Raw genomic sequence first — 19,968 nt, 5'->3', positions numbered from 1 at the left:
AGGATTACGCAAAGGCGCTACCCTTATTCCATGCGCCTTCATGTTGCTGACCATCCGTTGATTGACCATAAACTCACCATCCTTCGCGACCGCCAAACGCCGTCGGCCACATTCCGCCAACTCGTCGACGAGCTAGTGACCCTCTTGGCTTACGAGGCAACCCGCCACGTGGCGGTAACCGAAACCGCTATCAATACACCTGTTGCACCAACCGTTGGCCGTAAACTATCTGAGCCACGCCCCATCGTTGTGCCAGTGCTGCGTGCAGGTCTGGGCATGCTTGAGGGTATGACCCGTCTGGTGCCAACCGCTGAAGTCGGCTTCCTCGGCATGAAACGTGACGAAGATACGCTGCAGATTGAAACCTACGCGAACCGTCTTCCTGACGACCTTTCGGGCCGCCAGTGTTTCGTCCTTGACCCAATGCTCGCCACCGGCCACTCCATGGTTGCCGCCGTGAACTACCTTTTCGAACGAGGCGCTAAGGATATTACCTGCGTGTGTCTCCTGGCTGCCCCTGAAGGCCTTGCGACGCTGGAAGAATTCGTTGGTGACCGCGCCGATGTCACCGTCGTTGTGGCAGCGGTGGATGAAAAGCTCAATGAGAAGTCGTATATCGTGCCGGGCCTTGGTGACGCTGGCGACCGCCTCTATGGAGTCGTTGACTGATGTGCCCGGCGGTAACGGAACACCGCTACCGCCTAAAGGACACTACTGCCACGCAGTGATAATCTGTGCACCGGACAGAGGCCGACATGATTTACATGTCGATTTGCAGAGCCGTCACTGACGCATCCGCCATCCACGGCTCGTAACGTGTTGCGCGTTTGTCATCGGCAGTTGTACCCAAGGTTTCTCCTGCGCGGATCGTCGCGCCTTGGATCAGATATTCAGCGATATCCAGCAGATATGGGAAAGCTTGGTCAAGAGGTTGTTTGAGGTCCCTGACCTGAATCTCCACATGTCCAAGGGCACGCAGGCCGTAGCTGTAGGCATTCACGGCACCTGTCTCGGATTGCCATACCCAAATTGGCGTATAGACGCTGCTGTAATGTGGCTCGGCGCCAAGCATATCTGCCACAAAAGAGGCCGGTAATGTTGTGCCTGCCTGGCCGACGTAGACACCAATACATTCCGGTAGGGCAGCAAGTGCAGCTAAGACACGTCCGTGAGCCTGGAGTCTACGGTACTGGGCTTGCCGAGGCGTATCTTCCTTCGCAGCCGAGCACCCATGGGCGGGCGTGTGAGAAGCGTCATCGCGTTCTGGCGTCATCAGCGCGCCGTCAGCAGAATCGTTTTCGCTAGCAGAATCCCGGCCATCGGCAGTCCCACTAGTGCCACCAACAGCAGCGACGCCCCTGTCCTCTATCGTCATCGCACTCACAATGGCATGTGCGCTCTGGTGGCCTTTGAAACCTTCTGGGAATAGCAGCGGATGAGCATTGTTTTCTGCTTCGCCGTCCGGTACGGGCGCATCGATCGGCATGATATACACGTGGGTATCGCCCATCTCGACACATAGCGGACCGTCGTGATCTTCGTCGGCGGCATCTTCCTTGGTACCTAAGTCCGCACGCGAGTGCGAGTACGATTCCGCGCCTGAGTCGGCGCTGGCCTCGACACGCGCCCCACCAGAATCGATGCGGACCTGGCCCAGTGAAGGGGATGCGGCAAGGGCAGCCAGAAGGTCGCCTCGCGCAGGCAACGATGAAAACAACACGAAGGCGGTGACGATACTATCTGGCTCTACTGTGTCATTAAGGTGCGGATTGTCGCGTATGGTCTTTTCCATCGTCTTTTTCTTACGAAAAATATTCCACATCGTCGACCTTCCTTGTCTGCAACCGACACGTACCCTTGTGTATTCAGTCTGCCAGATGTTCAGGCGGATATGGCAGCGGCCTCGCCCTCTACCGGCAGGTAGCTGGGCGAGGCCGCACACCTCAGAGGTGCTTCCTTGAAAGGAGGCATTAGTTGGAGTTGATCCGTTGTCCTCAGAAGGTTGGAATTACGGAGCCATCAGTCCAGGTTGAGGTGATGTACTCACGAACAGCGTCGGTGTGGAGCAGTTCTTCAAGTTTGGCAATGGCATCAGCCTTTTCGGGATCCTTTGGCCAGACCAGAAGATTCGCTGCGGGATTATTTTCGGTCGGTTCAATGGCCAATCCATCGTTCGCTTGAGACAGGCCACCTTCCTGAGCGAAGTTGCCGTTGATCACGGCAATGTCGACGTCGGCAAGTGAACGAACCAGCTGAGCGCCTTCAACTTCTTTGAATTCGAAGTTCTTCAACTTCTCCACGGTGTTGATATTGATGTCAGCATTTGACGCATCAGGGTTGGTGATTTTGATGAAACCTTCTGCCTCGAGCAACTTCAGTGCGCGAGCCTGGTTGGTCACGTCAGCGATAATACCGACGGTGCCACCGTCTGGGAATTGTGCAAGATCGGTGATCTTCTCAGAGTAAATAGCGAGTGGTTCTAGGTGGACACCTTCACCAGGAACGAAGTCATAGCCGTATTCTGCAGCCTGGTCGTTAAGGTAAGGCACGGTCTGGAAGAAGTTAGCGTCCAGTTCACCGGTGTTGAGTGCAACATTGGGTTGAATGTAGTCGGAGTATTCGACGATTTCGAGGTTCAGACCTGCGTCAGCTGCCAGGTTGTCCTGAATGAATTGAAGAATCTTGGCGTGGGGTGACGGCGAAGCGCCCACTTTCAGGGTGACCAGCTCAGTTGTTGCGGTCGTATCGGTCGAGGCCTGTGTCGAGGTCTCAGTAGAGCTAGAAGACGAGCAGCCTGCAAGAACAAGGGCTGCGGCCGCGGCTACGGCAGCGGCGGAACGAAGGGCACGCATGGGAGGTTCTCTCCTAGTGTCGATGTCTACCCGGACGTTCCGGGTTCTGTCTACGATTGTGCGTGTATGAGCTTGAATTCGCTGCATTGGTCCGCACAACGGGCCAATGTGACACGTTGAGTTTGTCCTCCAAAGAAACACAGGATGCGGATACGTGATGCCTTTGTGCACCACAGGTGAAGAGGGACTGAAATGAGGGCCAGATTCGCGTGAATCCGGCCCTCACAGGCAGTGAATACTGCATTCGTTTAGCGATGATCAACCTTTCGAGCAATCCAATCGCCAATGACTTGAACGACTTGCACAATCACAAGAATCGCCACGACAGTTGCAATCATCACATCGGTTTGGAAACGGTTATAGCCATAGTTAATGGCCATCTGACCAAGGCCGCCACCACCAACAACGCCGGCGAGAGCCGAGTAACCGATCATCGTAATGGCCAACACCGTAATTGACTGAACAATCTCTGGCAGGGCCTCACGCACTTGCACACCCCACTCAATTTGGAAGCGTGTGGCCCCCATCATCTGGGCAGCCTCAATTTTTCCTGCATCCACAGCACGAATATTCGTCTCTACAAGACGAGAAAAAAACGGTGTTGCGCCAATCACCAGCGGCACCACGGTGGCCTTCCATCCCAGCGATGTGCCCACAACAAGGCGCGTAAATGGAATCAACGCGATGATGAGAATAATGAAGGGGTAGGAGCGGACAATATTGACAGCAAAACCAACCGTCTGTTGAATGGCCCGGTTCGGTGCCAACCCCGTTTTACTTGTCGTCACTAGGAAAACACCCAGTGGCACACCGAAGAGCACTGTGAAGAAGGTGGCGAAACCTGTCATCAAAAGGGTTTCGCCGATGGCAGGCAGGAATTGCTTCGTCAATGCTGGATTATCCAACCATGTCGGATCATTTGGACCGGCTGGGAGCACTCCCAGCGCATTACGCAGTCCATCGACCAAGGCCGCACCTGCCTCGGAGATCGACGAGGCAAGGGCGGGGGAAAGGGAAGCGAGGGCGGTCATGCGGTGCGCTCCTGTGCGTGAACGTTATTGGCTTTCAGTTGAGCGATAATTTGCTCTTTGTGGATTGTTGGCACCGCCAATGCAAGGCGCCCCACCTGGGAAGAACCCAGTGATTCGAAGGTTCCTGCTGTCACATCAGCACCCATTGAGGCCGCGAGGCGCAAGACATTGGCGCCGGTAGGAACACCAGGATGCGATGTAAACATGACATCAAGCAAGGTTGTTGCTGGAGGGATTTCAGCACCATCAACGCTGGGCACAGGGACTAACTCACGGGCGAGTGGACTGGCAGGGTCGAGGATGACATCGTCGACTCTGCCGCTTTGGAGGACACGGCCGTGTCCAAGTAGCGTCACCGAATCACATATTTCGCGCACGACTGCCATTTCGTGAGTGATGACAAGAACTGTCACCCCTGACACATCCCGGACATGTTTGATCAGGTCAAGGATTTGTCGTGTTGATTCCGAATCAAGCGCCGAGGTGGGTTCGTCGCACAGCAATACGGCAGGGGTGTCTGCGAGCGCACGGGCAATACCGACTCGCTGGCGTTGACCGCCTGAAAGTTGCGACGGGTAAGAATCGCCTCGACCTTTTAATCCAACCAGGTCAAGAAGTCGTTCAACCTGCGTGTGAATCTCTTGCTTTTTCACACCCGCAAGTTTGAGAGGATAGCCAATATTGGCGGCGGCCGTACGTGAATCCAGCAGGTTCGCCGATTGGAACACCATGCCGATATTACGTCGAGCGTTGAGCAACTCGCGGCCTTTCAATGTTGACAGGTCAACGCCGTCAACTGTGATGGTGCCTTCGGTGGGTCGCTCAAGTGCTGTCAAGCATCGAATGAGCGTGGATTTGCCTGCGCCTGACTGGCCGACAATACCGTGGATTGACCCTCGTTCGACGTGCAAGGTGACATCGTCTAATGCGACTACTTCATTGCCGCCTTTGACGGGGTATACCTTCCGCACCCCGCGCAAGTCGATCATGCGATCCTCCAATTAGTCATACGTAGCTGGCACAGAGAACATCTCAACCCTAGGCGCTATGCGGCATCGAGTGGTACCTCGACCGCGTGATGGGAGTATGCAACACGGCACGTTGAGGGCTTTCTTCTAGGAAAGAAGGGAGCCCATCCCAATTCCCAGCAGACACCCTAGCACCGCATTGACCCACGTGATCATTACTAATACCAAGGCATGCCGCCACTGCCCTTCGGCATAGTCGCGATACGCATCAAACATCGCTGTTGAAAACGTCGTGAAGGCGCCAAGAAAACCCACACTGCCAAGTATCCACACACCATGTGCAGCCCCATTATTCGGGTAGGTGATTGCGGCAAGGACACCAATGAAGAATGAGCCAATAATATTAACTGCCGCGATGCCGTGACCACGCTCGCCGCGCCCAGACAGGAGTCGGCTCAATACCTGGTCGAACACCCACCGCGTCAGTGCACCGCAACCACCGGCAATGGCGACAAGTAGGTATGAAACGCCGCTACTCAAATCGCTGCACCCCCGACACGCTCCCCAAGGCGCCATCCCATCCCTGCAGCTACGACACCCCCGAAAAGAAGCAGGGTCGCCCCCAAAAGTCCCCACGTAATATGCCTGATTGCTTCACCAAGAAGAAGGCCGCCGTGAAGATAACGCAGCCACTCGTGACTCACCGCGTAGGTTAGAGCCGAATATGTGGTGAATGCACCAACGAAACCTGTATGGAGTAGCAGCGTCAGCCGTGTCTTCAGTTGACGTGACACAGCCCACGAGGCAATGAGTGCGGAACTGAGACCGAGGAACAACGCTCCAGCGAGGTTGACGACAATCAGTGACCACTCAAATGACAGCACTTTGATAGGGACAGCGGTCGCTAAGTTATTCATCAGTGCTCTGCTCACTGTACCCAGCGCGCCGCCAACAAAGACGTAAAACCACAGGTGAATTGACATTTGTTGCTGTTCTGAGGCCACTGGCGTGCCCAGGTCGGCAGTATCATCCGCGGTGTCCCCTGTGCCTCGTCCTTTGAATATGCCCACACACCCAGCCTAATGGCATACGATGCCTGTTCCCGTTTTAGGCTTAATACATGCTTTTTGCTTTCTCTGTTGCTCCAATGACGTCACAACATGTAGACGGCGCAGTCACCGATGCTGTTGCCCGCGCTGTGCAGGTGGTACGCGCCTCAGGGTTGCCCCATGAAACCACAGCAATGTTTACCACCATCGAAGGCGACTGGGACCAGGTGATGCCCGTCATCAAAGCCGCCTGTGACGCGGTTGCCGCTATTTCCCCTCGCGTTCAGCTTGTCCTCAAAGCAGACCTTCGCCCAGGAGCTACTGGTGAGCTCACAGCCAAGGTAGATCGCCTCAATGCTGCAATCGAGTCGCTTGACAAGTGAACGGTACGCTCGCGCAGGATGCACCCGTCGGCACAGTTGTCGGCGCGGGGCGTTTCGCTCCTTCCCCCACAGGAGACCTTCACCTCGGTAATCTTCGCACCGCCATCCTGGCATGGTTGTGGGCGCGCGCAAGCGGTCGCCGCTTCCTGGTCCGTATTGAAGATATTGACCGGGTGCGCTCTGGATCAGCTGATAGGCAACTTGCCGATTTGGCCACTATTGGGCTGGATTGGGACGGGGAGGTCCTCATTCAGACCACACGTCATGAGGCGCATATGGCTGCGCTGGATCGCCTGATGGCAGATGGACACGTCTTCGAATGCTACTGCTCACGCAAAGATATTCGCGAGGCGGCATCAGCCCCACATATTCCTCCAGGACACTATCCGGGAACCTGCCGCGACTTGTCGGAGGAGCAGCGTCATATTCACCGCGAGCGCTTAGCAGCCTTGGGACGTTCACCTGCGCTACGTTTACGCGCTCCAGCCACGACGTGGACGGTACATGATGAGTTACATGGCGCGTTTACCGGTACCGTTGACCATTTCGTGGTTCGCCGTAGCGATGGTGTTCCAGCGTATAACTTGGCTGTAGTGCTCGATGACGCTTTTCAGGGCGTCGATCAAGTGGTGCGTGGCGATGACCTGCTGAGCCAGGCTCCTGCGCAGGCTGCATTGGCATACGCACTTGGACTCAAGCAGCCCACCTATGTGCATGTGCCGTTGGCGGTCAATGCTGATGGTGCACGCTTAGCTAAACGTGATGGTGCGGTGACGATTAAAGATTTGTCAGCCTTAGGGTGGAGCGTCGGTGACATCATTCATTGGATTGGCACTTCTGTGGGTGTGAGGTCTGCACGTAGCATTGCTGACCTGCGTGAAGCCTTGGACCTTGAGGCTTTACGTGCCATGGATCAAAGCCCCTGGGTAGTGCGCGCCCCCAGCGGCAGCGTGAGCTAATAGGAGCCCAGCGTGGACTTATGGTCACAGTTGATTGGTCGCCAAGAACCTCGTGTGGTCGTCATTGAGTCGGACCACTGGATATCCCTGCCCAAGTCGGCGGCGGTGGACACAGCGATGGAACGGCGTGCTAGAAAAGAGCAGTGGGATGAGGGTCAAGACGTGCACCTGTGTCATCTTCTTGTCATGCAGTCCGTTTCATCTGGTGGTGGCAACAGCCGCGTAGAGTTGCACGGTGGTGGCCGTTTCCTTGCTCTTCTTGACCATGCGACCGCCGCACGAGCGCAGGCACATCTGAAGACTGCGGGCCAGTTAGTGGCGGCTGTGCGCTGTTATGCACGTCGCGATGTTGACGGCTGGCATCTCCGGCTCAATATCTAGCCACAAAAGCTCACCGAAACAGTTCCCATTCCATGCCTCGTGAAAACAATCCAATTCTGCGGTGAATCCACATTATTCACTGATGTTAACGGTGGTAGTTCAGCTTCACCGCAGAATTGGATATGGGGCATATGAATAGGGAACGACAGCTGGCTACCGTCGTGTTTCGGTGCTCACGCGGCGGTTAGTCGCCATGAGTTGACGGCGCGTACTCACGGCAGCGACACCTGCCAGTAGGCAGGTGACTGCCACGAATACTGGAGCATTTATCCCAGTCCTGGCAAGCCCTTTACCGCGGTCGCCAGCAGCAGGTTTCGCTGCAGGAACAACACGGGCCGACGTGTTAGAGGCATCATCGTTCGGCGTCGGCGTAATTGGGACTGGGCGTCCGACTACTTCGAAGGTGCGCGGAACAGACGTCTGCCCATTTTCAATCGAGGCGATCACAGTATGTGTGCCAAGAGGAAGGGTCGGGTCGACATTCCAGGTGAGCGTCGCTTTGCCGGAACTGTCAACAACTGCAGTGCCCGCAAGACGAGGCTCTGAGTAGACGGTGAATGTCACTGTTTGTCCAATGGCGAAGCCAGTTGCAGTGAAGGTGATGGGTTCACCTGGGTGCGTGGTGGCTGCCGAAACGGTGACAGTTCGAGGCTGGGAAAGGTTCGGGTCAATCGGACCGTACAGGTAGTCATCGTCGCAGGCATCGCCTCGACCGTTACCATCTGTATCGGCTTGATCGGGATTGCGAACGGCGGGGCAATTGTCGATGTCGTCGGCTACCAGATCGCCGTCACGCGTCACTTGCAACTGCGCGTGGGTTGTGGCTTGTTTGCCGTATTCATCTGTCACCCTCAGTGTGATAGAGCGGTCAACAGCGCTGTCGAATCGGGCAGTGTGGAGGGGATTAGCTCCCACAGTGCCGTCACTTTGGCTCACCACCTCAAAGGTACCGTCTCCATCGATGTCCCATTCATAGGCCACCAGGGGTCCTTCCGCCCCAAAAGACCCAGAGGCGTCAAAGAGCACATCTTCGCCGATTGCCGACACTGGGATATCAGAAATATTGGCTGTTGGGGCTTCTACGATCAGTGGCTTAATGGTGCTGGTGCGTGTGACGTGACCGCCGGTGTTGAGGGCCAAGGTGCTCAGCGCTTCGTCGGTCACCTCGTTGGGGTCAATCACAAAAACTTCAGCTACATCGGCTGCGTAGGCTTTCCTGCTCAGGGCGTCCCAATCCAGTCCTTGCGAGGCCTCGATCTCACCTTCACCTAGAACAATGACAACTTTTCGGGCGCCTGCACTCCACTGGCTTGAAAGTGCGCGGTCAAGGGCGGCATACACCGCCTGTGTCCCTCCTGTACTCTCTTTCGATGCCACGGCACCTACCGAAGTTTTAAGGTCGGTCGCATTGTTGACGAAGTCCAGGTTAGTGGTCACCGCTTCTTGTGCGTCATTGCGGTAGGTAAGCAGGCTGAAGCGAGCGGTCTTTTGGCCCTCGGCGGCTTTAATTGCCACGTCAGTTGATATGCGATTCACATGTTTTTTCAGATCGGCAAGACTGTTGCGCGTCGCTGCGGAGTCTTCCAAAGCGAAGACCACATCGACGTCACGGGTGTAGGAACGGGTGGTGCGTACCGAGGCGGGGATACCTACCTGTGTTTGCAGCAGTTCACCGATTTTTGCGTGGCCGGTGATATTGGGGTGGTACCAGTATGAGGTTTCAGTGAGACCGGTACTTTTCGATACCGTTGCCTTGTCCCCTTCCTGGACACCTTCAGTTTCAAAGAACTCGTTGAGCCACCGCATTGGGTTACGAGCATTGGTATTGGGATCCGGTTCATGTCCAGCAAAGAGGACCTCGACGGGCACGTAGGTGAGGCCCGCTGTGTGGCTTGGGTCCGCGTTCCATTCATTGACGAGGTTTTGCTGCGTTTGTGTTGCCATCTGTCCAAAAGCGCGGATTTCTTTGGCAGCAGCATAATCTGGCCCAAACCACTGAGTAAGGACGTAGTTGGTGTCAATGGAAAGCAGCGGGTACCCAACTAGGACGATATGTGCTCCAGGTCTGATTTTGTTCTCAATCATTCCAAGGAGTGCCCGTGTATCTTGCACAGTGTTGGGGAACTGTGTCTTTGCATAGGTCACTGCATTGCGACAGCCGCTAGCACTGCCAATTGGCCATGCAGTGAAACAATTTTTCACGATTTCTTCAAATTTGATGTCATTGCCGCCGACGGTGAGCATGACGACATCTGATTCGGGGTTCAGTGCAGGTAGTTGTGATTCGCGTACCTGTTTTATCACGGCACCCGAGTGCGCATAGTTATGGATTGTGGTGTGTACACCTTGGCGGTTGAGCCAGTTTGCGTAGGTATGTCCCCAGTTGCGGGTGGATCGCAGGGAATCTGCTGGACCGTAGTAGGAACCGGCGCCGTTGCCTGCGGTATAGGAATCACCCATAAGGGATAGGGTGAGGTATTTGCCATTGTCGTCTGCCTGTGCGGAGGGCACCGACAGCCCAAGACTCATGATGAGTGCAAGTGCGAGGAGTGTCGCGTATATCTTTGTGCGGTGGGAAACCATAGTCTAAGCATGCTCCATCTTCAAAGTTACTGGCAAACTACTTTCGGTAGTTGAATCATCTGCTTCGTCGGTGGGGCGAACCGTGGCCAATATCGTCAAGCCATCCTCGCCAACAACGGAGGCACACCACGCAAAATCGGGGCTGCACGCCTCGTCAATCGTCCACCCACCTGAGCGCGCCGCTTCTTGCAACGCAGCTGACACCGCTTCGAAGGTATTGGGCATACCTGAGCCTTCTTGCGCGCCAACACCGTAAGTCACGCTCTGAGGAATACTTTTACCCAGCAATGACACATACGGGCTGCGTTCACGAAAAACAATGCGAAGGCCATTTTCGTGAGGGTGCACGATCTCAAGAGCCATCAGCGCAGCCATCTGGTCGGAAGTTCCCCAGTGATTGCGGATTCGTCCCCACTCCCAAATTGCGCCACCACCAAGGACAAGCGCAGCTGTCGCAATAATTGCCACAACTCCGATGGTGCGTTTTCTTACCATCACTCCTCCGTTGGCACCTCACTATTTCCGAGGCGGTCGTTGCTAAGGCAGTCGAAACCCCTGCCGTTCAAGTGTGACTGAGAAATATGCCTTTGGGAAGCCTCATCTACGACTGGCCCCATTCTGCACACCTTACGAGCACAACACTTCCCTATATGACGGTCGCAGCTTTGCGTATCCAGGTGTCACCTCGGTGGAGACACAGCCCAAGAGCAATTGTTGTCAACAATGGATCGTAAAAACGCAGAACCCCCGCCGATGGATCGCACCGAGGGGGGCCGCAGCGCGCCCGAAGGGACTCGAACCCCTAACCTTCTGATCCGTAGTCAGATGCTCTATCCATTGAGCTACGGGCGCTTAGCCGTATTGGCTGAGAAAGAGTTTACGCGTACCCGCCGCTGAACTCCAAACTCGCAGATAGGCAATACGTCACACCACAGGTGGATGTGCTCCAACCGATAAGATCCCAGGGCAGCACTGGCGCTGCACTCACTCACCTGTCGGCATCTTTCGCACATAAAATGTGGCCCCAACCGACACCGGTTGGGGCCACAAGGCGGCATTCACTGAGTTGCAACCATTAGAAGCAACACGGTGACGTACCTACGTCGAGCTGTCACGTTAGGCGTACATGCGTCGTGCCAGAAGTAACGTGGCACCGCCTGCAAGGACAATGATGCCAAACATCATCATGGTGTGAGCGGCGGTACCCGTTTTTGCCAGTTTGGAGGTCGCGGCAGGCTTGACCTCAACGGGTGTCGCAGGCGTTGGATTCTTCACGTAGACGTTAGTGAAGGCTGCATGCGCCACCTGGTCCTTCGCTGTCACCGACACCGTGATGGGGGCTACCGTTTGTAGCGTGTAATTGGCTATCTGCGCCCTGTCAGCTACTTCGGTAATGGTGCAGGTGCTTCCCACTGGTACCGAAAGACCGTCCACGGGAATGACTGTACCGTCGCCAGGCACCGCACGAATAGTGCCGGGTTCAACCGGCAGCGGCCCGTTGCAGGTGTAGGTGAAATCGAAGGTCTTACCTTCCGCGGCGGCGCTGTCGTCGTCAAGATCAACTGTCTTGGCGATACTCAGGGTGCCACGGTGGTAGGTGTAGGTATTGGTGAAGGCAACCGTTGGTACTCCTGCAGGGCTTGGCCCCACTTGAACGGTCGCTTCTGCACCGTCATTTTCAGCGCCACCGTTGACACTGTAGGTTGTCGCCACATCCATATTCGACTGAGCAGGATCGGCCTCAGTGATGGTGCACAGGCCTTCACGTAGACCTGTCACAGTATGGGTGGCGGTGCCATCTTCCAGGGTCACAGTGAATTGATCTTCCTGAGGATCCCCAGCAACAGGACGGCAGCTATAGGTAAAGGTCACCTCTTTACCAACAAGGGCAGCTTTCGCATCGCCAGCAATATTTTTAGTGATCGTCAAATCACCGGTGCGCGGCGTGAACGTATTGGTCACCACCACATCTGTCACCGTATTGGTGCCGATGGTCACAGGATTAGCACTGTAGGCCGTGGTCAAGTCGTAGCCAGGAACAGCACCGATGGGTGCCTCTTCAATGACACAGGTGGCACCTGCATCGAGACCGTCGACCGTGAGCGAGCCATTGGCGGGTACCTCAACAGTATCTTCCTTCACCACGGTATTACCGATACTGCATTCGTAGTTGATTTCGTAGTGTGTCGGGCCAGTAAATTGTGCATCAGCAACGACTGCCTTGCTGATCTTTAGCGAACCGACATTCTTCGTGTAGGTATTGGTGAAGGTTGCAGCTGCAGGGGTTTGCGCAGAGGCTAAAGTAACGGTTTGCGCACCAGGGGCGGTCAGCGTGTAGCCGTCAATAGCGGCACTGTCGGACACCTCGGCAATGACACATTCGGTGCCCACAGGGAACGAGGCGCCAGCAGGAACTGCTTGCCCGTTTCCTGTTGCCGTAACGGTGCCCGTAATGGGGTTATTCGGTGTGGCTGAGGCAGGTGGTGTACAGGTATAGGTAAAGGTATAAGCCTTCGTGGCTCCTCGACCGTCTTCTCCCGACACTGTCTTCGCAACGGTGAATGTGGCCCGCGCCTGAGCATTATTTGTCAGGTTAAATGCGGTGGTCGTCTTGTTGCCAATGGTGGCCGTGCTAGTGGTGGTATTTCCAATTGCGAACACCGGGGTGCCCCACTGTACTTGAGTGGAGGTAAAGGGTGTCCCATCAGCATTAGTCACAGCCCCCAGGTCTTCAGCAACGGTGATAACCGTGCCTTGGGGAAGGGTGCCGTTCCATGCAGCAGGTTCGCCAACTTTGACGTTGTAGGTGAAGGTGCCGCCTGTTCCGGCGTTATTAAGGGTGCCCGGCGCTGTCCATCCGGTGTAGGACGAAGCGGTCCGACCGTTGGGGAAGGTATAGGTCACCGTCACCGGGAAAACTGTCCCCGTTGGAACAAAGAGCCCTCCATCACCGTCAATATATTTCGAAATGCGCAAACCGCCGAAACCATCTTTCATTTCGATGGTGACATCAAAAGCTTTCGTGTAGTACCGCGAAAATGAGGCACTGAGTGAGGTTCCATCAACGGTGGCAGTGTTTTTGTAGAGGAATCCTGGCAGTGGTGACGTCTGGCGATTACCCTCAGCATCCACAATGGGAGCGTACATACCGATCGTGTAATTGGTATCGGCATTAAATGGAGCAGTGACATTGATCGCTGCCGATCGTTTATCGTCGGCCGTATTCACCGTGATTTCGTGATTGGCAATCGTCGAAGGACCGTTGGTTCGATCAGCTAGTTGTTGCGTGGTGTTTGGCTTCACGGAAACATTGAGCGTCAACAAGTCAGGGATTTGCTGGCCTGCACCTATGACGTCATTAATAGTCACTGTTGAAATGGTGCCATCGGTGGGAATGGGAGCCAGTCCAGCGGCTTGGCGCGCTTGGTTAATGGTCGCAATATTAAAGGAGATTGACCATGCCACGCCGGTACTGGCTGCACCTAGCGGCGTAGCAACCTTGGAGAAGGTCGCTTGATTCCACGAACCTACGGGGCGTTCTTTAATGCCGCCACCTCCAGGCAAGGTAATTGGCGTGGTGGTTCCATTGAGATCCATATCCACAGTGAGCGCAGTGGTCGCTTTGGTCGCAGACAGCAGCACACTTCCGTTACCTTTGAAATCGGTGAAGTTTTGTTGCTTAAGACGATCCACTTCGCCATTAAATGTGCAGGTGAGCGCACCAGTCGTCACCACACACGTGCCGATGGTCACCTCACTTTGTCCCTGAGGCGCCACCTTCAATTCAATGGGTGCTCCCCCCACATCGCGGGCTCGAAAATACTCACCAAAACCGATGGAGAAGGTGTCGCCATCCGTCAGCGTGGTGTGTGTACCATCCCAAGAGAACTTCAATTTGCCAACGTCACCAACGGTGAGCCTACCCTGTTGCTCATTCCCATTGGCATCCGAACGCACAAAGTCCGAGACCGTTACGACAATCCCCGTATTGGGAGCTGCATTGGCAATCGGACTCATCAGCACACCAAATAACAGAGCAAAAATACCAACGACAGCCGAAGCAACTCCCAACCGACGGGATTGCGTTGTGTTATTAAGCCTCACGCCTTCTCCACTTCACTCAGTCTGCGCAGCGGACGATACTGCTGTGTGCTACGCAGAAACGTCCTTTCGTCCGATCGGGATATTTCGCGCAATCGAGCTGGCAAAGACCATCGGTCGCAGGACGTTATTGGATGTCCTTCAGTTTACACTTGAAAGTTACATTACAGATTGTCTCTTCCCTCACGGATATCACTACAGAACACTTCCAGGTTCTGGCTGATTTCGGCGGATCTGATACAACTGCGCATGCCTGACTTGGAACGCATAGCCCATTTTGGCTAGACCAACAAAGCTGCCTGCGTCGCATGGTCGATCGCCTCAAGTTCCTCCTGGTCGAAGTGGAGATTATTCAGGGCAGCAACGTTGTCGCGTAGCTGCGCGACCGAGGATGCACCAACCAGAACTGTTGTAATACGTCGATCGCGCAGAATCCACGCCAGTGCCATCTGAGCCAAGCTTTGTCCGCGCTGGGCAGCAAGCTGAGACAAGCTACGAAGTGCGTCAAGGCGAGGCTTCGTCAGGACATCAGTTGTCAAGTAGCGTTGTTCACGCATACGCGAGCCTTGCGGAATCGAATCTGTACCAAGATATTTCGAGGTCAACAGGCCTTGTGCGAGGGGACTAAAAACCGCAATGCCAAGACCAAGCTCATCACAGGTGGCAGACAACCCCGCTTCAATCCTCCGGTCCAGTAGTGAGTAACGGGGTTGGTGAACAACAAGAGGCAAATGGACTTCACGTGCTAATTCGACGGCGTGGCGTGTCTGTGCCGGATCATATGAGGAGATCCCCGCGTATAGGGCTTTTCCTGAACGGACAGCCTGTTCAAGCGCCCCGATTGTTTCTTCAAGTGGTGTTGTGGCATCGTGGCGGTGGCTGTAGAAGATGTCCACGTAGTCCACACGCATGCGTGTCAGAGATTGATCCAAGGAGGCCAACATGTATTTACGGCCCGAACCGCCTGCTCCATACGGACCTGGCCACATGTCATAGCCTGCTTTCGTGCTGATCACAAGTTCGTCGCGGTAAGGGCGGAAATCATGATCCATATGGTGCCCAAAGTTGCTTTCCGCACTGCCGTAGGGCACTCCGTAGTTATTGGCCAGATCGAAATGAGTGATCCCCATATCAAAGGCGGCGCGCAGAATTTTCCGTTGGTCGGCAATGGAATGGTCGTCACCGAAGTTATGCCACAGGCCTAGGGAGATTGTCGGCAGGTCCAACCCGCTGCGACCACATCGCCGGTAAACGGCTCCGGGCGCCTCGTAACGGCGCGTATGTGGCGCCCACACGGGATCAAATTGCTGTGGCGCAATCGGTTCAGGCAGATGTACCGAGGCGATACTGCGTTCCTCAGAGGAGTTCCCTTGGCTGGTGGGATCCTTTGTCTGGGCAGGCTCATTTGCTGACGTAGGTTGAACGGTCACAGGATCTCCTTTGATTACAGCAGTACCTCTATTGTCGCCGAAACATCAATGCGCCACGCATCGTCATGTACTGAATCTTGCATTCCGTATTGCTGCGTAATAAAGGAAACCCCGGGCTCTACACGATACCCGGGGTAGCTGCGGAGACGGCGGGATTTGAACCCGCGAGGGGCTTGCACCCCTACCTCCTTAGCAGGGAGGCGCACTCGACCGGACTATGCGACGTCTCCAGAGCATGACAAGCCTAACTGTTTCTGGCCGATCATGCGAATCACACGCCGCGTAGTACCTGCCACATTCAACGACACACTGACGAGTTCGACTCCAGGAACATCTGCTCCAGTCGATAGCGTGTATTGCGAATATGCTCGATCATGATCGCTTTCGCTCCCTCGGGATCCCGTGCCCTCATTGCAGCGACAAGACGACGATGTCCTTGGTCACTGGCCATTTTAAACTCGCGCGCACCAACACCGTTGAATACGCAATAGTCGCCGCCTCGGCGATGGATGGTCTCTAATAGAGCACCAATCATTGTGTCACCACCTGCAGCAATAAGGTAGGAATGAAATGCATGGTCCAGTTCTAGTGTGCGCGGATCAGAGGGATCGCATTGAGTCACTTCATCTGCCATTTGTTCGAGCAGGTCAATATCCTGTTCGGACATTCGAGCAGTTGCCTGCGCCGCCAGGTGTCCCTCTAATACCTCACGCAACGGGAATAGCTCAAGAAGACGTTCCAAGGGCAATAATGGGACAACCATAGCCAAACCCGTCATCAGATTTGCGGCACTCATGTCTGACACTAGAGGCCGTCCCGATGGGTCCAGTACTCCAGCAACGGCAAGCATCCGCTGCGCTTCCCGTAAAGAGCCTCTCGACACACCAAGACGCACCGAAAGTTCAACCTCTCCCGGTAGACGCTGACCCGGTTTAAGTTCACCTGAGGCAATCATCTGGCAAATACCGCGCCGCGCGACCTCAACAGCTTTTACCACAGCAACCCCTTTGTTAAACAAACCTATTCCATTTAGCGATATATAGTGTTATTTTTGACATACATGTAGAACAAATGTCAGCGCTGACGTTCATGGACCGCACATTCCTTTCCCCACAACGGACTAGATAGGAGTTTATGTGACTATCGCACAATCGTGGGAAGAACTCGATTCCCGACCCATACCTTCGTGGTATCAAAACGCTAAATTTGGGATCTTCATTCACTGGGGTCCCTTCTCGGTTCCAGCATGGCGTTCAATTTCTCACGAACAATTCGGCAGCTACGCCGAGTGGTATTACGCCTCGGTGTATGGCAACTACCGCAATATCGACGGCGACTACCACCAACGGATATGGGGATCAGACTTTCGTTACCGGGATTTCGCCTCGCTACTGACTGCGCAACACTTCAACCCAGTTCAATGGGCTGAACTATTCAAAAACGCCGGCGCGCGGTACGTGGTAATGACATCAAAACATCACGATGGCTTCTGTATGTGGAACACAGACAACCCTCATAAAACCGCATGGAACAGTGGCGACATCGGTGCCCATCGCGACCTACTGGGAGAACTCACTACGGCCGTGCGCGCCGCAGGTCTGAAAATGGGGATTTATTACTCGATCCCCGAGTGGGAAACCCATGTCAGTCACCGATGCGATGGCGGTTATTTCATCCCTGAAGATGATGCACACCAATTTGGAGTCACCCCCGATCGCTATGTCAATGAAGTCCTCCACCCCCAGTGGCGTGAACTCAACAATCGCTACCAACCCAGTGTGATCTATACCGACGGCGGTGAATGGGATCTTGACGAAAACTACGTCCGCACCCGTGAACTGCTGACGTGGCTCTACACGCACGCCCCTAACCACGCCGATGTTGTCGTCAATGATCGTATGCACGTAGGTATGCCCGGCACGCATGGCGACTATTACTCCACTGAATATGCCGATGTCGCAGGGTACGGCACCACCCACCCATGGGAGGAAAGTCGCGGCATCGGCAAATCATACGGGTATAACCAAGCAGAAACTGCCAACGACTACCTCAGCACAAGAGAACTCATTGACCTCCTCATTCGAACTGTCGGAAACGGAGGAAACTTTCTGCTCAATGTCGGGCCGACCGCTGACGGACGTATCCCCGATATTCAAAGGCAACGCCTTGAAGAAATCGGTCAATGGATGACAACCCACGGTCAGGCCATCTACGACACTCGTCCAACGATGGACGTTTTTTCGGATGGCATCTACGCGGTGACAAAGACTGATGGAAATACGCAGTCCGCCGTCACATACCTTCTCTGCGATTCACAGGCACCACGGCATATCGAACTGCCGTGGCCAATCTCCTCAGCCCATATCACCGGTAGCAGCAAACCGTTGCCCTATGACGGAACCTTCCTCAACCTCGAAAATCTCCCCTCCATGCCGCACACAGTGACGTGTCACCGCACAGAAAGGAACTAGCATGTCAAGCTCACCCGAAGTCCACTCTTTGCCTACCACAGCAACGCCACCTGCGACCGCAACGAAAACGCCCCGTTTCTGGCACGCGCTTGCACCGGTCTTACTTCTTGTCCTGCTCATCATATGGGGCATGATTATCGGTCCCATGGTCTTCGACCTGCCATCATGGCCCTTGGAATTCACATTCCTCGCCGCAGCTTTGGGAACATGGCCACTACTGCTGTGGCTCGGCTTCCCCTTTGAGGATATTTCACGGGTAATGGCAGAGCGAACGCGCACCGCGCTCCCAGCAATCTGGATGCTCGCCGCAATTGGTGTCCTCATTGGCTCATGGACGGCTGCCGGGACTATTCCTATGCTGGTCCACTATGGAATGCTGCTGGTCAATCCTGCGTGGATTTATGTTGTAGCGCTTCTCCTCACATCATTATTTTCGGTGCTCACAGGGACCTCGTGGGGTTCAGCAGGCACCATCGGCGTGGTACTCATCAATGTGGGTATCGCCACTGATGCACATATGGGTCTGCTTGCAGCTGCCATCATTTCCGGTGCCTATTTTGGCGATAAGATGTCGCCGCTTTCTGACACTACGAATATGGCAGCCATGGGCGCCGGAACCACGCTTTATGCACACGTCCGTTCAATGGTCAATACCACCGGTCCTGCCTATGTCGTCGCACTAATCCTGACCATTGTCTTCGGTATGGCGCTACCCACAAGTAGTGGTGTCGATGTTGAAGCCTTCACACAACCTGTGGCCAATGACCTTGCCTCAGCTTTTAGCTTCTCGCCTCTCGTGTGGATTCCTTTATTGGTAATGCTCGCTGGTGCTGCCCTGCGCAAATCCCCTCTTCCAACATTGCTCTATTCAGCGGCGACAGGCGCACTGGTAGCGATCTTCGTTCAAGGCTTGAGTTTCGACCAGATGATTAAATCCCTTATTACTGGGGTCACGGTTGACATGACCGCCGTAGGTTCGTCAGAAAACCTTGGTGAACAGGCGGTGGCGATCATCGAACGTGGTGGTCTTTATTCAATGTCTGGCGCAGTGATTATCACCTTGTGTGTCTTCATGTACATTGGCTCACTCGACCTCATTAACGCGATGGGACGTGTCGTTGACAAGGCATTTGGACATATGAAATCCCGGCCAGGCATTATCATCGCGTCCCTGCTCAGTTCTGCATTCGTTAACGGTTTCTCGTCAAATCAGTACGCCACATCCTTCATTATTGGAGCCGCATTTGGTCCGAAATACGACGAAGCTGGAATTGATCGTAAAGTCCTGTCTCGTTCAATCGAAGACTACGGGACATTTATCGAACCCATGCTTCCGTGGACGACAACAGGCGTCTTCATGGTGACCACACTTGGCGTGAGCTATGCCGAGTACATCCCCTACATGTTCCTCCAGTGGGCAAATTTTGTTGTCGCTCCGTTACTTGCCATCACCGGAATTGGTTGCTTCTACAACGAATCGAAGAAAAGGGCCTCCCAGCCCCACTCGCGCAACTAGCTAATCCCGCAAAAACCCCGCGATTCCAACGGAATCGCGGGGTGAACGCGGAGGGCGAGGGATTCGAACCCCCGGTGCCATTGCTGACACAACGGTTTTCAAGACCGTCACCTTCGGCCACTCGGTCAGCCCTCCAGCACCGACGATTCTAACCTATAGGGGCGCCTCATAGACAAACGAGAGTCGGTAACGGTCATATTCCTGCTCTGCGACAGCGTCCGGCACGACTCCGCGCTGTCAGCGG

General features: G+C 54.8%; 17 protein-coding genes and 3 tRNA genes. 6 read left to right on the top strand and 14 right to left on the bottom strand.

Annotated features, from left to right (window positions below):
• The first annotated feature begins 30 nt into the window (after positions 1-30).
• Entirely contained in the window at positions 31-669 is a 639-nt protein-coding gene (gene upp, locus G438_RS0100930) for a uracil phosphoribosyltransferase (protein WP_026459766.1), read from the top strand.
• Positions 670-760: 91 nt separating this feature from the next.
• Here upp and G438_RS0100925 read toward each other — a convergent pair whose 3' ends face one another.
• From G438_RS0100925 to G438_RS11800, 6 genes are all read right to left on the bottom strand, one after another.
• Positions 761-1,822 carry a DUF4261 domain-containing protein gene (locus tag G438_RS0100925; RefSeq protein WP_026459765.1) on the bottom strand — a complete coding sequence of 354 codons (1,062 nt, stop codon included), beginning with the start codon at positions 1,820-1,822 and terminating at the stop codon, positions 761-763.
• A 172-nt stretch (positions 1,823-1,994) separates the two neighbouring features.
• Entirely contained in the window at positions 1,995-2,852 is an 858-nt protein-coding gene (locus tag G438_RS0100920) for a MetQ/NlpA family ABC transporter substrate-binding protein (protein WP_026459764.1), read from the bottom strand.
• Positions 2,853-3,100: 248 nt separating this feature from the next.
• Positions 3,101-3,883: a methionine ABC transporter permease gene (locus G438_RS0100915; RefSeq protein ID WP_084402913.1), complete on the bottom strand. Its 783-nt coding sequence runs from the start codon at positions 3,881-3,883 to the stop codon at positions 3,101-3,103.
• Positions 3,880-4,872 (bottom strand): methionine ABC transporter ATP-binding protein, encoded by a 993-nt coding sequence (locus tag G438_RS0100910; protein WP_026459762.1) that lies wholly within the window; start codon positions 4,870-4,872, stop codon positions 3,880-3,882. Before G438_RS0100910 ends, G438_RS0100915 begins: the two co-directional genes overlap by 4 nt.
• Before the next feature lie 126 nt (positions 4,873-4,998).
• Positions 4,999-5,391 (bottom strand): fluoride efflux transporter FluC, encoded by a 393-nt coding sequence (locus tag G438_RS10150; protein ID WP_051259165.1) that lies wholly within the window; start codon positions 5,389-5,391, stop codon positions 4,999-5,001.
• The gene (locus G438_RS11800) at positions 5,388-5,921 is read right to left on the bottom strand and encodes a fluoride efflux transporter FluC (RefSeq protein ID WP_051259164.1); all 534 of its coding nucleotides are present in this window, start codon (positions 5,919-5,921) and stop codon (positions 5,388-5,390) included. Before G438_RS11800 ends, G438_RS10150 begins: the two co-directional genes overlap by 4 nt.
• Before the next feature lie 50 nt (positions 5,922-5,971).
• Here G438_RS11800 and G438_RS0100895 point away from each other — a divergent pair, with 50 nt between their 5' ends.
• The 3 genes from G438_RS0100895 to G438_RS0100885 are packed head-to-tail and all read left to right on the top strand — an operon-like array spanning position 5,972 to position 7,623.
• The gene (locus G438_RS0100895) at positions 5,972-6,283 is read left to right on the top strand and encodes a thiamine-binding protein (protein ID WP_026459761.1); all 312 of its coding nucleotides are present in this window, start codon (positions 5,972-5,974) and stop codon (positions 6,281-6,283) included.
• Positions 6,280-7,242, top strand: a complete 963-nt coding sequence (gluQRS, locus tag G438_RS10140; RefSeq protein WP_051259163.1) for a tRNA glutamyl-Q(34) synthetase GluQRS — start codon at positions 6,280-6,282, stop codon at positions 7,240-7,242. Before G438_RS0100895 ends, gluQRS begins: the two co-directional genes overlap by 4 nt.
• A gap of 12 nt (positions 7,243-7,254) precedes the next feature.
• Complete coding sequence (locus G438_RS0100885; protein WP_026459760.1) at positions 7,255-7,623, top strand: hypothetical protein; 369 nt, start codon at positions 7,255-7,257, stop codon at positions 7,621-7,623.
• A 153-nt stretch (positions 7,624-7,776) separates the two neighbouring features.
• Here the strand turns inward: G438_RS0100885 and G438_RS0100880 are convergent, their stop codons facing one another.
• From G438_RS0100880 to G438_RS10135, 7 genes are all read right to left on the bottom strand, one after another.
• Positions 7,777-10,206, bottom strand: a complete 2,430-nt coding sequence (locus G438_RS0100880; protein ID WP_026459759.1) for a GDSL-type esterase/lipase family protein — start codon at positions 10,204-10,206, stop codon at positions 7,777-7,779.
• A gap of 3 nt (positions 10,207-10,209) precedes the next feature.
• Entirely contained in the window at positions 10,210-10,701 is a 492-nt protein-coding gene (locus tag G438_RS0100875; RefSeq protein WP_026459758.1) for a hypothetical protein, read from the bottom strand.
• A 284-nt stretch (positions 10,702-10,985) separates the two neighbouring features.
• Positions 10,986-11,058 (bottom strand) — tRNA-Arg (locus G438_RS0100870).
• Between the two features lie 264 nt (positions 11,059-11,322).
• Positions 11,323-14,310, bottom strand: coding sequence for a DUF5979 domain-containing protein (locus G438_RS0100865; RefSeq protein WP_026459757.1), 2,988 nt, complete (start codon positions 14,308-14,310; stop codon positions 11,323-11,325).
• Positions 14,311-14,588: 278 nt separating this feature from the next.
• Entirely contained in the window at positions 14,589-15,737 is a 1,149-nt protein-coding gene (gene mgrA, locus G438_RS0100860) for an L-glyceraldehyde 3-phosphate reductase (RefSeq protein ID WP_276200694.1), read from the bottom strand.
• Between the two features lie 141 nt (positions 15,738-15,878).
• Positions 15,879-15,967: transfer RNA gene (locus G438_RS0100855), tRNA-Ser, on the bottom strand.
• A gap of 68 nt (positions 15,968-16,035) precedes the next feature.
• A complete protein-coding gene (locus tag G438_RS10135; protein ID WP_051259162.1) occupies positions 16,036-16,734 on the bottom strand; it encodes a FadR/GntR family transcriptional regulator in 699 nt (232 codons plus the stop codon).
• 139 nt (positions 16,735-16,873) lie between these two features.
• On the opposite strand from G438_RS10135, the gene G438_RS10130 reads away from it, so the two are divergent.
• Together G438_RS10130 and G438_RS10125 are read left to right on the top strand one after the other, a co-directional pair.
• Complete coding sequence (locus G438_RS10130; RefSeq protein WP_051259161.1) at positions 16,874-18,208, top strand: alpha-L-fucosidase; 1,335 nt, start codon at positions 16,874-16,876, stop codon at positions 18,206-18,208.
• Position 18,209: 1 nt separating this feature from the next.
• A complete protein-coding gene (locus tag G438_RS10125; RefSeq protein WP_051259160.1) occupies positions 18,210-19,724 on the top strand; it encodes a Na+/H+ antiporter NhaC family protein in 1,515 nt (504 codons plus the stop codon).
• A 48-nt stretch (positions 19,725-19,772) separates the two neighbouring features.
• Here the strand turns inward: G438_RS10125 and G438_RS0100835 are convergent.
• A tRNA-Ser gene (locus G438_RS0100835) sits at positions 19,773-19,859 on the bottom strand.
• Between the last annotated feature and the right edge of the window lie 109 nt (positions 19,860-19,968).

The sequence above is a fragment of the Schaalia suimastitidis DSM 15538 genome (assembly GCF_000429105.1).
GTDB lineage: Bacteria > Actinomycetota > Actinomycetes > Actinomycetales > Actinomycetaceae > Pauljensenia > Pauljensenia suimastitidis.
Note: the sequence above shows the minus strand (reverse complement) of the source record. Positions and strands in the feature narration are given on the sequence as shown.

What these genes read in the sequence shown, in the direction of transcription:
- G438_RS0100895 (WP_026459761.1), top strand. Translation starts at nt 5,972, where the DNA reads ATGCTTTTTGCTTTCTCTGTTGCTCCAATGACGTCACAACATGTAGAC.
- G438_RS0100875 (WP_026459758.1), bottom strand. Translation starts at nt 10,701, where the DNA reads ATGGTAAGAAAACGCACCATCGGAGTTGTGGCAATTATTGCGACAGCT.
- G438_RS0100920 (WP_026459764.1), bottom strand. Translation starts at nt 2,852, where the DNA reads ATGCGTGCCCTTCGTTCCGCCGCTGCCGTAGCCGCGGCCGCAGCCCTT.
- G438_RS10125 (WP_051259160.1), top strand. Translation starts at nt 18,210, where the DNA reads ATGTCAAGCTCACCCGAAGTCCACTCTTTGCCTACCACAGCAACGCCA.
- upp (WP_026459766.1), top strand. Translation starts at nt 31, where the DNA reads ATGCGCCTTCATGTTGCTGACCATCCGTTGATTGACCATAAACTCACC.
- G438_RS0100915 (WP_084402913.1), bottom strand. Translation starts at nt 3,883, where the DNA reads ATGACCGCCCTCGCTTCCCTTTCCCCCGCCCTTGCCTCGTCGATCTCC.
- G438_RS0100880 (WP_026459759.1), bottom strand. Translation starts at nt 10,206, where the DNA reads ATGGTTTCCCACCGCACAAAGATATACGCGACACTCCTCGCACTTGCA.
- G438_RS0100925 (WP_026459765.1), bottom strand. Translation starts at nt 1,822, where the DNA reads ATGTGGAATATTTTTCGTAAGAAAAAGACGATGGAAAAGACCATACGC.
- G438_RS0100910 (WP_026459762.1), bottom strand. Translation starts at nt 4,872, where the DNA reads ATGATCGACTTGCGCGGGGTGCGGAAGGTATACCCCGTCAAAGGCGGC.